At 62.7% G+C, this 12280-nt stretch carries 11 protein-coding genes; 6 read left to right on the plus strand and 5 right to left on the minus strand.

The window, feature by feature from the left end:
- Position 1: 1 nt before the first annotated feature.
- A complete protein-coding gene (boxC, locus tag ACK4FK_RS11935; protein WP_409745182.1) occupies positions 2–1681 on the minus strand; it encodes a 2,3-epoxybenzoyl-CoA dihydrolase in 1680 nt (559 codons plus the stop codon).
- Positions 1682–1770: 89 nt separating this feature from the next.
- Positions 1771–2673: a helix-turn-helix transcriptional regulator gene (locus ACK4FK_RS11940; protein ID WP_409745183.1), complete on the minus strand. Its 903-nt coding sequence runs from the start codon at positions 2671–2673 to the stop codon at positions 1771–1773.
- A 90-nt stretch (positions 2674–2763) separates the two neighbouring features.
- Here ACK4FK_RS11940 and ACK4FK_RS11945 point away from each other — a divergent pair, with 90 nt between their 5' ends.
- From ACK4FK_RS11945 to ACK4FK_RS11965, 5 genes are all read left to right on the plus strand, one after another.
- Complete coding sequence (locus ACK4FK_RS11945) at positions 2764–3231, plus strand: flavodoxin domain-containing protein (protein WP_409745184.1); 468 nt, start codon at positions 2764–2766, stop codon at positions 3229–3231.
- A 53-nt stretch (positions 3232–3284) separates the two neighbouring features.
- Positions 3285–4841 (plus strand): benzoate-CoA ligase family protein, encoded by a 1557-nt coding sequence (locus ACK4FK_RS11950; protein WP_409745185.1) that lies wholly within the window; start codon positions 3285–3287, stop codon positions 4839–4841.
- A complete protein-coding gene (locus tag ACK4FK_RS11955) occupies positions 4838–5635 on the plus strand; it encodes an alpha/beta fold hydrolase (RefSeq protein WP_409745186.1) in 798 nt (265 codons plus the stop codon). The genes ACK4FK_RS11950 and ACK4FK_RS11955 overlap by 4 nt, the downstream gene beginning before the upstream one ends.
- Before the next feature lie 125 nt (positions 5636–5760).
- The gene (locus tag ACK4FK_RS11960) at positions 5761–6822 is read left to right on the plus strand and encodes a Fe(3+) ABC transporter substrate-binding protein (RefSeq protein ID WP_409745187.1); all 1062 of its coding nucleotides are present in this window, start codon (positions 5761–5763) and stop codon (positions 6820–6822) included.
- A 78-nt stretch (positions 6823–6900) separates the two neighbouring features.
- Positions 6901–7197 (plus strand): hypothetical protein, encoded by a 297-nt coding sequence (locus tag ACK4FK_RS11965; protein WP_409745188.1) that lies wholly within the window; start codon positions 6901–6903, stop codon positions 7195–7197.
- A gap of 7 nt (positions 7198–7204) precedes the next feature.
- Here ACK4FK_RS11965 and ACK4FK_RS11970 read toward each other — a convergent pair whose 3' ends face one another.
- The 3 genes from ACK4FK_RS11970 to ACK4FK_RS11980 form a co-directional block, all read right to left on the minus strand.
- On the minus strand, positions 7205–8506 hold the full coding sequence (locus tag ACK4FK_RS11970) for a hypothetical protein (RefSeq protein ID WP_409745189.1): 1302 nt from the start codon (positions 8504–8506) through the stop codon (positions 7205–7207).
- 27 nt (positions 8507–8533) lie between these two features.
- On the minus strand, positions 8534–10081 hold the full coding sequence (locus ACK4FK_RS11975; protein ID WP_409745190.1) for a tetratricopeptide repeat protein: 1548 nt from the start codon (positions 10079–10081) through the stop codon (positions 8534–8536).
- 63 nt (positions 10082–10144) lie between these two features.
- Entirely contained in the window at positions 10145–11830 is a 1686-nt protein-coding gene (locus ACK4FK_RS11980; RefSeq protein ID WP_409745191.1) for an ABC transporter permease, read from the minus strand.
- Between the two features lie 182 nt (positions 11831–12012).
- Here ACK4FK_RS11980 and ACK4FK_RS11985 point away from each other — a divergent pair, with 182 nt between their 5' ends.
- A complete protein-coding gene (locus tag ACK4FK_RS11985) occupies positions 12013–12279 on the plus strand; it encodes a hypothetical protein (RefSeq protein WP_409745192.1) in 267 nt (88 codons plus the stop codon).
- Position 12280: the final 1 nt, after the last annotated feature.

Consider the following 12280-nt stretch of genomic DNA (forward strand, 5'->3'; position numbering starts at 1 on the left):
CCTAGACCCGTTTGCGGTCATACGCGGCGCGCTGGCCAGTGCCATAGAGCTTGAGCGCACCCTGTTCGCCGACGGCGTTGGGGCGCTGGAAAATCCAGTTCTGCCAGGCGGTGAGCCGGCCGAAGATCTTCGTCTCCATCGTTTCGGGCCCGCCAAAGCGTAGGGATGCCTCCATGCCGGTGAGAGCGTCGGGTGAGAAGGCGGCGCGTTCCTCTATGGCGATGCGCACCTCGTCTTCCCAGTCGATATCGTCGGGAGTGAAGGTGACCAGGCCGGCTTCATCGGCGGCCCGGGCATCGAGATCGCTGCCGATCAGTTTCTTGATCTCGTCGACGCGTGCCGGGTTGTCGAGGTTGCGGCTGGAAATACGGCTCAGGCCGTTGCCCATCGGATAGGCGCCGAAATTCATCGGCGTCAGACGGATGGTCGCGGGAGGGCGGTTGTCGCCTTCCATCTGGCCATCCAGCATGTAGGACCGGTCGGCGGCGACAACGAGCTCCAGCAGCGTGCCGGTGAAGCATGAGCCGGGTTCGACCAACGCGAAGACCGAACGCGACGACACGTCGATCCGCTTGAACACGCGTTTAAGGAACAGGCGAATCTCGCGCACCAGCCAGTGTGACTTGTGCTGTTCCAGCGCGGCATCGTAAGCGGCCACCAGGTTGGCATCGCCATTGGTGCGGAACACCCACATGCCGGTGGTTTCCTCATTGGTGCGCAGATGCAGGATCAGGTCATCCAGCTCGCGCGCCAGGGCCAGGGACCAGAATTGGTCGCCCTGGGCCTGGATGGCGTCGGCGGAAGCCGGCGGCGGGGCTTTGGGGCCATGCACGGTGATCTCGGCGATGCCCTTGGCCCGATCCAGCCTGGCCTCGACATGGCTGTAGCGGATCGTGTCACCCTCGATCCGGCGGTCCAGTTTCGACAGCATGATGCCCTTGGCATCGGTCGGGCGATCCGATTTCGCCGCGAAGGACTGGGCGCGTTCGCGCATCGCATCGTTCAGTTTTGTGCGCGGCACAACTTCGTCGACCAGACGCCAGTCCACGGCGCGCTTGCCCTTGATGCCTTCCTCGATGGTGCAGAAGAAATCGGCGCGGTCGCGGCGCACCATGCGCTTGTCGACCAGGCGGGTGAGGCCGCCGGTGCCCGGCAGCACGGCCAGCAGCGGCACCTCGGGCAGGGAGACCGAGGTATTGCCGTCATCGGCCATCAGGATGTAGTCGGCGGCCAGCGCCAGTTCATAGCCGCCGCCGGCGCAGGGGCCGTTCACGGCGGCGATGTAAGTCTGCTTCGATTCTGCCGTGGCCTCTTCGATGCCGTTGCGGGTTTCGTTGGTGAATTTGCAGAAATTCACCTTCCAGCCGTGGGCCGACTGATTCAGCATGCGGATATTGGCGCCGGCGCAGAAGATGCGCTCCTTCGCCGAGGTGATGATCACTGAACGAACTTCAGGATGTTCGAAGCGCAGGCGCTGCACGGCATCGTGCAGTTCAATGTCGACACCCAGATCGTAGGAATTCAGCTTCAGCTCATAGCCGGGGCGCAGGCCACCGTCTTCCTTCACATCCATCGCCAGGGTGGCGACGGCGCCGTCGATGCTGAGCTTCCAATGCTTGTACTGGCTGGGCTCGGTGCGGAAATCCACCGGAGCGGCACCGTTGGGCTGGCTGTCGGCCATGCTGGTCCTCCCTCAAACGTGATATGCATTATAGTGCAGATTATCGGGGCGACAAGAATTATTTTTCAGTTTTTGTGCCCGCCACTGCCCTATTCAGCGGCTTCCCTGGCTAGCCAGGCCGGATGGGCGCGCAGGGCAGCCGCCAGTTCGGTGGCAGCCTGATCCAGGCTCTTGCCTGCCGTGTCGAAAGACATGTCGGCTCGGGCATAGAGCGCCTCGCGTTGGGCCAGGATTCGTTTGAGGTCGGCCATCGCCTCTGACTGACCGGCAATCGGGCGTAGATCGCCCTGGGCAACGACGCGGCCCATATGCTCTTCCGGTTTCGCCTTCAGCCAGATCGTGAAGCAGTGCGAAAGCAGATGGGCATAGGTGGCGGGTTCCGAGGGCAAGCTGCCGCCGGTAGCGATCACCTTTGGCGTGGCGTCGGCCGTTATGCGTTCCAGCGCGCGGCGCTCGAAGCGACGGTATGCGGCCTGGCCATAGAGGTCAAAAATTTCGTTCAGTGAAAGGCCGGCCTCGGTTTCGATTTCCTTGGCCATTTCCACGAATTGCAGGCCGAAAGTGGCGGCCAGACGCTGGCCCAGCGAGGTCTTGCCGGCGCCGCGCAGGCCGATCAATGCGATGTGGCGCTTCACGCTGGCGGCGACGCCAAAACGCTCGCGTGCGAAAGCCTGCAATTCCTGCAGCTGTTCGGCATTCAGGTCCTCGATCTGTCGCAGCAGCAGGGCCTGATCCACGCCAAGCGGCGGCCGGTCGCCGAGGAAATCGGTGATCGGTAGATCCATGGCGCGCGCGATCTGCCGCAGCAGGAGAATGGAAATATTGCCTGCGCCGCCCTCGAGCTGGGCCAGGTAGCGCTCTGAAACGCCGGAATCGCGAGCGAGGATCTTGCGGCTCATGCCGCGCCTTGCGCGCGCATTGCGCACACGCTCTCCTACAACCTGCAGGAAAGCAGTGTCGTCGGGGCTGGCCTTGTCGCGGCTCTCACTCATGGCATGCATTATAGTGCAATTTTGTCTGGAGCGCCAGCGGAGTGTGCGTTATAGTTCGGGCCCGCGACGGATGCATGCAGGAGAAGGTAGATGCAGATTTCCATTCTGGTCGGCACCATGACAGGCACCGCAGAACTGGTGGCTGGCGATGTGAAAAAGGCGCTGGAAGGCAAGGGCCACAACGTCGAGGTGCTGCTGATGGACAACCTGAAGGCCGAGGTGTTCGAGCGTCCGGGTGCCTTCCTGATCTGCACCTCCACCTATGGCCAGGGCGATGTGCCTGACAATGCCCGCGATTTCGTCGCCGATTTGCAGGCGGCCAAGCCCGACCTGACCGGAAAACTGGCCGGCGTGATCGGGCTGGGCGACAGCACCTACCAGGACACCTTCAACCACGGGGGTCAGCAATTCGAAGCCCTGCTCAAAAGTCTGAACGCAACGCTGGTCGGCGAGCGCATGCAGCACAATGCCTCGGGCGGCACCCTTCCGGAGGAAGATGCCGTGGCCTGGGCTCTGGAATGGGTGGAACAGGCGGCGCCCTTGGCCAAGGCCGCATGACCGCTCGCTGACATAAGCGGGCGGCATAAGCAGAATATCCCCGGGAGGAAACAATGCCGCGCTTCATCGAGCTGCCGCGGCGGTATAACGCCGCGACGCATTTTGTTGATCGTCATGTCGCCGAAGGTCGCGGCGCAAAAACCGCGTTCATCGACGACAAGGGCAGCTATACCTACGCCGATCTTGCCGTGCGGGTGAACCGTGCCGGCAACCTGCTGAAGGCCCAAGGCGTGCAGCCCGAACAGCGCGTTATGCTGGCGCTGCTCGACAGCATCGACTTCCCGGCATTGTTTTTTGGCGCGATGAAGATCGGCGCCGTGCCGGTGCCGGTGAACACGCTGCTCACAACGCCGGATTACGATTTTCTTTTGCGCGACAGTCGTGCCGTGGCCCTGGCCGTTTCCGATGCGCTGCTGGAGAAGTTCCGGCCGATCGTCTCGGGCCAGCCCTATCTGAAACAGGTCCTGATCTCCGGCCAGGTGCCGCCGACGGTGACGCCGCTTCACAAGTTGATGGAGGCGCAATCGGATCAGCTTGAGGCGGCTGCGACCACGCCGGACGATATCGGCTTCTGGCTCTATTCCTCGGGCTCCACCGGTGCGCCCAAGGGTGCCATGCACCTGCATGGCGACCTGGTGCATACCGCCGTGCTGTATGGCGAGGAAGTGCTCGGCATCAAAGAGGGCGATGTCGTGTTCTCGGCGGCCAAGCTGTTCTTCGCCTATGGCATGGGTAATGCCATGACCTTTCCGCTGCATGTCGGCGCCACGGCCGTGCTGATGGCCGAACGGCCGACGCCGCCGGCCGTGATGAAACGCCTGAAGGACCATCAGGCCAGCATCTTCTACGGCGTGCCGACGCTCTATGCCGGCATCCTCGCGGCCGAAGGCATCACGAAGGACAGCGGCTCGGCGAAGCTGCGCTGCTGCGTCTCAGCCGGCGAAGCATTGCCCGAGGATATCGGCAAACGCTGGGAAAAACTGTTCGGCGTGCAGATCCTGGATGGCATCGGTTCGACCGAGATGCTGCATATTTTCCTGTCCAACCGGCCGGGCGACGTGCGTTATGGCACCACCGGCACGGCGGTTCCGGGCTACGATCTGCGCATCGTGGATGAGCATGGCAGGGATGTGGAGCAGGGTGGAATCGGCGAATTGCTGGTCAGCGGCCCGTCCAGTGCCATCGCCTACTGGAACAACCGCGCCAAGAGCCTGAATACCTTTCAGGGACCTTGGACGCGAACCGGCGACAAGTACCTTCGCACCAATGACGGCTATTATGTTTATGCCGGCCGCTCCGACGACATGCTGAAGGTGAGTGGCATCTGGGTCTCGCCGTTCGAGGTGGAATCCGCCCTGCTCGCGCATCCCAAGGTGCTGGAGGCCGCCGTGGTGGCCCATGCCGATACCGATGACCTGATCAAGCCCAAAGCCTATGTCGTGCTCAAGCCGGGCGTCGGTGCAGAGGATGCGCTGGTCGATGAGTTGAAGGCTTTCGTGAAGGACAAGCTGGCGCCGTATAAATATCCCCGCTGGGTCGAGATCGTCGACGAGCTGCCCAAGACCGCCACTGGCAAGATCCAGCGGTTCAAGCTGCGCGCCAAGGCATGACGTCTGATTACGGTTCTATCCAACTGGGCGAGGGGCGGATCGAATATCGCTGGATCGGTCCCCGGCAATCCGGCCTGCCGGTATTGATCTTCCTGCACGAGGGTCTGGGCTGCATCTCGTTGTGGAAGGATTTTCCCGATCGCGTCGCAGCCGCCACCGGCCTGCCGGCGCTGGTCTATAGCCGCATCGGCTACGGCGGTTCCAGCCCTTGCATGCTGCCCCGGCCGCTGACCTACATGCACGAGGAAGGGGAGGCGGTATTACCCGAGTTGCTGGCGGCCTTCGGCATCCAGCGTCATATTCTCGTCGGCCATTCCGACGGTGCCTCCATCTCGCTGATCTATGCCGGCGCAGCGGACCGTCCCGGCCTGCAGGGTGTGGTGGTTATGGCGCCGCACAGTTTCTGTGAGGATGTATCAGTCGCCTCGATCCGCGCGGCGAGCGCGGCCTTCGCCAGTGGCGACCTGCGTGCGCGGCTGGCGAAATATCACGGTCCCAATGTGGACTGCGCTTTTCGCGGCTGGGCCGATGGATGGCTGGATCCCGATTTCATGCGCTGGAACATCGAGGGCTATGTCGATCGCATCAAGGTGCCGGTATTGGTGATACAGGGCGAGGATGACGAATACGGTACCGCGGCCCAGGTCGACACTATCGTCCGCCGGGTGGCCGGAGCCGAAGCGCTGCTGCTACCCGCTTGCGGCCATTCGCCCCAGCGCGATCAGCCCGAGGCAACGCTTGGCGCCATCGCTGGATTCGTCCGCAGACTGACGGCTTCAGGCCGTGATATTTAGCCCGGATAGCATCTGTCTAGATAAAATTGAAAGTCAGTCTCACTTGCTGCTGAGCGAGGCTGGTGGTAGTTTCTGCTCCTGAAAGTTAATCGCAGAAACAACCACCCGCTTACAGGAGCAGAGGCATGCGTCTCGCCACTTTCAGCCAACCCTCCATTGCCCGCCGGGCCCTCATGCTGAGCCTTCTGGCCGGCGCGACCGTCCTGGGGCTGCCTGGCCTCGCCAAGGCACAGGATAGGGTGATCAATCTCTATTCCTCGCGCCATTACGACACCGACGAGGCGCTGTATGCCAATTTCACCAAGGAAACCGGCATCAAGATCAACCGGCTGGAGGCCAGTGAGGACCAGTTGCTGCAGCGCATGCGCGCCGAGGGCGATAAAAGTCCGGCCGATGTGTTGATCACTGTGGACGCCGGGCGCCTGTGGCGCGCCCAGGAAGCCGGCCTGCTGCAGCCCGTGAAGTCGGCTGTGCTGGAAAAGGCGATCCCCGCCCATCTGCGCGAACCTGACGGCTACTGGTTTGGCTTCTCAAAGCGCGCCCGCGTGTTCGTGGTGAACAAGGACAAGGTGAAGGCCGGCGAACTGAGCCGCTATGAGGATCTGGCCGATCCGAAGTGGAAGGGCCGGCTGCTGATCCGCTCGTCGACCAATGTCTACATGCAGTCTCTGGTCGGCTCGATGATCGCAACCCTGGGCCCCGAGGCGACCGAAACCTGGGCCAAGGCCGTTGTGGCCAATCTGGCGCGCGCGCCGAAGGGCGGCGACACCGACCAGATCAAGGCGGTGGCGGCCGGCGAGGGTGATGTGGCGGTGTCGAACACCTACTACTTGGCGCGGCTTATGGGCTCAAAAAAGCCGGAAGACAATGCGGTGGCCGCCAATCTGGCGGTAATCTTCCCCAATCAGGGCGATCGCGGCACCCATGTGAACATCAGCGGCGCCGGCGTGGCCAAGCATGCGCCGAACAAGGCCAATGCCATCAAATTCCTCGAATACCTGGCATCCAAGCAGGCGCAGGAGTATTTCGCCAAGGGCAATTACGAATTCCCCGTGATCGGCGGCGTGCCGCTGCATCCGGTGATCGCGGCCTGGTCGGAATTCAAGGAAGATACCCTGAATGCCGCCGTGTTCGGCAAGAACAACGAGGCGGCGCTGAAGCTGATGGATCGTGCCGGCTGGAAATAAGGCGGCAATAGCGATACAGACGAAAGGCGGGGATATTCCCCGCCTTTTTTCTTTGCCGTCTTTGCGCAGGGGACTGCCATGTTCATCGCCAGAAACATGCTCGTGCTTATCGCCTTGTTGATCTTCTCCTTCGGTGGCGGACTGGTCGGGGGCTATGTCGGTGGCCACATGGCGAAGCGCCAGCACGATGCTGAGCTGTATCGTCTGCGGGCGGCGGTCGATAATGTCTCGGTGGCTACCGTCAACGCCATTGCATCGCTGGCCACCGATACCGAGATCGTGGCTGCCGATATCGTCGAAATCACCAACCGCCTGGATGCGCTGGAGGTTCTGGCCACCGATATGGGACAGGATATCCGCCAGATGCGGCGCTGAAGCGCCCTCAGTCTCGCGCTTCCAGCTTGCGCAGGGCTGCTGCGATCATGGCGTTGCGCTGGTCCTGTTTCATGAGCTGTTTGTGCAGGACGGCGCGCAGGGATTCCGGATCGCTGATTTCCAGCGGGGTCCAGAAGCGCCGGCTGGGGCGGAAAAATCCCACTTCGTCAAGGAAGGATACACCGAAATAATAGGCCTCGGACGCGCTGTCGTAAGGCGTCACGTCAAAGCTGCCATCGGCATTGATGGACACGTTCAGAGAGCGCGCCACCATGATGGTCAGTTCGGCTGCCGACCGGATGCGCTGCTCGGCCGTCATGTGCGGCCAGGCGCGCCTGAGCAGGCGGGCCACGTCATAGGCATGGTGATTGTTCTGGGTGCCCTGGTCGCGCCAGCCATAGGGATAGCGGCGCGTGCGGATGGCAAACAGCGTATCGGCCAGTTCCTTCATGCGAGGCGGGTCGCTGTCGCGATAGCTGATGGCGTGAAACGTGATGCTGAGGTCGTTGGTCTTGCGGATTTCTCCGTCCACCACATACCAGGCGCCCCAGAAGCCGGTTTCATGATCCTGTGCCGTATTGTCGAGAAAATCCTGCAGAGTATGCGCCATGGCCGCGACCGGCATCGAAGCGGGCAACTGTGCAGCCAGTTCAGGAATGAACAGCAACTGCGCGAGTCCGGTGATGGTGAGATTCAGTTCCTTGCGGTTGTCGACGCCGGTTCTCGGCAGGTCCGAAACCAGCAGGTCGTGCAGCCTGGCGCGCAGCTTCTCGGGGCTGTCGACAGGAGCCAGAAAGCTTAGCGGATATTGCGGCTTTCGACCGGCCTGGACCAGTTCTTTGAGCGGATCAACACTGGCATGCATGCGCAGATACCAGGCCTTGAAACAGCCACCCCATGAACCGTCTTCGGCCGATTGCTGGAATGGATCGATCGGCGGTGGAGTATCGAGCGCCGCGCGCAGGTCGGCCAGACGGCTGCGGACTGCATCATTGTCGTTGGTATAGTTGATCAGGGTATGCGCTTCGGTCAGGATCTGCATGGCGCAGACTGGTTCGCCGCTTTCATGCGTGCGGGCGATGATCGCGCGCCGCAGCTCGCGCATGTCGGGCCCGAAGCGGCCGTTCATTTCGCGCTTGAACGGCGAAACCGGGATGTAGTTCGGAATGTAGCGGTAGTGGACCGGCGTTGGCCGTTGCACCAAAGGCTCATCCACGGTGGTCCAGTCCGGCCGACCGACCGTATACATCGTGATCCCCGCCGCGATTGCGATGCTGATGGCCGTCAGGAGAACGATGTGTCGCTTCATGCCGATCCGCTTGCGTCGGCCCGATGGTCAGGCCAGACGGGCCAGCACCATATAGCAGGGCACAGGTTGTCCCATTTCCTCGCGGCCATGGGTCTGCTCCAGGCTGACCACACCAAAGCCTGCTTCCCGCAAGGTGCGTTCAATATAATCGCGGTCATGCTGGTAGCGGCCGGTCGGGCCGAGCTTGAAGCCTTCCGGCGGGAGGATGCCGAAGGCGGCTTCGACCGTGAAGCCAAGCAGTCCGCCCGGTGTCGTTTTTGCAGCGATTGCCTTCAGGGTGGGTGACAATTCGCCGAAATAGCAAAACACGTCGGCAGCCGCGGTCATGTCGTAGCGGTCAGGAGTGTCGGCCAGGAAACGGCCAAGTTCGGCTTCGTGGAGGGAGTCGTACTGGTTGCGCTCTCTGGCCTTGGCCAGCATCCCGCCGCTGAGATCGACGCCAACCAGTCTTTTGGCAATGGGCTTGAGCAGCGGGGCGCAGAGTCCGGTGCCGCAGCCGGCATCCAGAATTGTCAGATCGCGGCGATCGCCAGTTTCTTGCCGCAGGGCATTGCACAGCATCTCCGGAACACGATAGCCCAGACCGGCCAGGGTCTTCTCGAAGTCGACGGCGAAACGGTCGAAGGTTTCGCGCACATAGGTGTCGTCGGCACGAACCGGCGCATTATCGCCCAGGATCGCGGCAGCCATGTGCTGGGCAATCGGATTCTGCGCACAGGTCTCGCGCCACTGCCGTGCATAACGATGCGCTTGCTGGGTATTTCCGGTCCTGACGAGACCATAGAGCATTTCACCCATGTGGTATTGCAGCATGGTGTCGTTGGGCGCTACGGCAATGGCGCGGAATGTCACTTCCGCGCCCTGGGCATACTCGCCGATCTTGTAGAGCGATAGCGACAGGTTGCGCAGCGCATGTGGATGATCCGGCACCAGCGCCACGGCTTTCAGGCAATTCTCTATCGAGCCATGGAAATCCTGCCGCATGGCCTGCAGGCCGGCCAGGTTGGCAAAGGCATCGGCATAGCCGGGTTCCAGCGCCACCGCCCGGTGATAGGCCGCCTCGGCCTCATCGAGCCGATCGGAATCGCGATAGGCATTGGCAAGACTGAAATAGGCCTGCGCATAGGCCGGGTGCAGGCTGATGGCGATGTTGTAGCTGTCTATGGCCGCCGCGATGTCTCCGCTCTGACGCTGTGCGACACCAAGATTGAAATACAGAAGCGGGTTCTGCGGCTGCTGCTTGAGGCCGTTGCGATAGGTTTCGATCGCCTGGCCGAAACGGCCCTGTCGCAGATAGGTGTTGCCCAGGTTGACGTAGCCATCAGCCACCTGCGGTGCCAGTTGGATGGCGCGCTTGAAGGCCTGGGCCGCCGGTTTGGGCTGGTCGAGCATGGCAAGAATCTGCCCCAGGCTGAACCAGGCATCGGCCCGGCGGGGGTTTTTCTTCACCAGGTCTTCCAGAATATTCCGCGCAGCTTCGGTCTGGCCCTGCTGGGCCAGCGCGCCGGCCATCGCCAGCGGATCGCTGCCGAGGCCAGCCTGTTGCAGAAGCGTGTCGCTTACCGGATTCGCCATACCACTAAACCCTACATGAAGTTCCTGTTGCGGCGCCACGGCCATCGCAGCAGCCGCCTTTGTTCAATCTTCGCCAGGGCGCGAACGGGCCACGGCAGCATGCAGCCAGATTACGGGAATGAGGCTGACGGCGACAATGATCAGGGCGCCCGTGGATGCCTCGCCCAGGCGTTCGTCGCTTGCAAGCTGGTAGACTCTTACCGCCAGGGTGTCGAAATCGAAGGGCCGCACGATCAGGGTGGCCGGCAGTTCCTTCAGAACGTCGACGAAAATCAGCATGGCGGCTGTCAGCAGGCTGCCGCGCAGCATCGGCAAATGCACCCGCCGGACCACGCCGAGTGGCGTTTCGCCCAGTACACGGGCGGCCTGATCGATGCTGGGTCTGATGCGGTGCAGGCCGCCATCCACGGTATTGAAAGTCACGGCCAGGAAACGCACGAGGTAGGCATAGAACAGCGCGAGCAGGCTGCCGCTCAGCAGCAGGCCCGGTCCATCGCCGAAAACCGCTTGCGCCCAACTGTTGATGGCATGGTCGAAGGTCGCCAGGGGCAGGATCACGCCAATGGCGATCACCGAACCCGGCACGGCGTAGCCCATGGTGGAAAGCTGGATCAACCAGCCCATCATGCGCCGGGGCACCAGGCGGTTGGCATAGGCCAGTCCCAGGGCGGCCGCGATCAGCAGCACCGCAGCCAGGCCCGCCAGGATGAAGCTGTTCGAGGTGAAACCGGCCAGGCGGTCGAAGCCGATTTGGTCGCCCTCGCGGATGGCCAGTTGTAACAGCCACCCGGCGGGAATGCCGAAACCCAGCAGGACAGGCAGCAGACAAGCCAGGATCGCCAGCGCCGCACGGCCCGGCGAGAGACGACGTAGCGGTAGGGGGCGGGTGCGTGCCGAGGTGTGATGAAAGCGCTTGGCCTGACGGCTGGTGCGCTCCAGCATTATTGCCGCCAGCACGAAGATCAGCAGAACGCCGGAAAGCTGTGCCGCGGTTGTCACGTCGCCCATGCCGAACCAGGTGCGATAGATCGCGGTGGTGAAGGTCGGCACGCCCAGCCAGCTTACCGCGCCGAAATCGGCCAGGGTCTCCATCAGCACCAGCGCGGCACCGCCCGCGATCATCGGCCGCGCCAGCGGCAGGGCGATCCGCCAGAACCGCGCCCAGGGCCCCAGGCCCAGCGTGCGGCCGACCTCCAGCACACAAACCGACTGGTCCAGGAAGGCGGCACGGGCCAGCATGAAGACATATGGATAGAAGCTGACAACGAAGAGTGCTACGGCGCCCCGCAGCGACAGGAAATCCGGGAACCAGTAATCGCCGCGCTGCCAGCCGAACAGGGCGCGCAGGCCGCTTTGCAACGGGCCGGCGAATTGCAGCAGGTCGCTGTAGACGAAGGCGCTGACATAGGCAGGCATGGCCAGCGGCAGGAACAGGGCCCAGGCCAGCCAGCGCCGGCCGGGAAATTCGGTCATGGTCACCAGCCAGGCGCAGCCCGTGCCAATCACCACCGTGCCGCAGCCCACACCGATCATCAGCACGATGGTGTTTATCAGCATCTCCGGCATCACCGTGGCCATCAGATGCTGCCAGACCGCGCCAGCCGGCTGGGTCAGGTTGAGCAGGATGGCCAGGATTGGCGCCGCGATCACCAGGGCCAGAAGGGCCGCGAAGGCGATCCAAAGCCGGCCGTGGCGCAATCCGGCGGCGGATGCGGCGGGCAGGGACGAAGAAGCGGCAGAGTCGGTCACGCGTGCAATTGGAATGCCGTGGAAGGATGGCCTTGCTTACGTCATTTGCAAGGCATTCGCAAATCCCGGCCCCCGACCTGATTGCCGGCCTGGCGGTCGGTTGGGAGAAACGTCATGATTGCGCAATTGCCCCCTGAGGGCAGCTTTCCTATTCTTGTCCTGCTGGCGGCAGGAGGGATGGCATGGCAGACGGGGTGCGGACACTCCGCAACGGGCAGGTCAAGCCGACCGATGCCCAACTGCGGTATTTGCGCCGGGGACTGCGACAGGCTGGTGGCAAGCTGCCGCTGTTCGACGAGCATGGCCAGCAGATCAGCACGCATACCATTGTGTCCTGCATCAGGGCCGGCTGGGCCGAGCCGTGGTTTGAGAATCCGATCAAGCCGGACTGGCTGGTCTGCAAGCTGACATCGCAGGGCAGGGCGCTGTTCGAGATTCCCGGACGTTGAC

It is taken from the genome of Ferrovibrio sp. (assembly GCF_046297895.1).
In the GTDB taxonomy this organism is placed as follows: Bacteria; Pseudomonadota; Alphaproteobacteria; order Ferrovibrionales; family Ferrovibrionaceae; genus Ferrovibrio.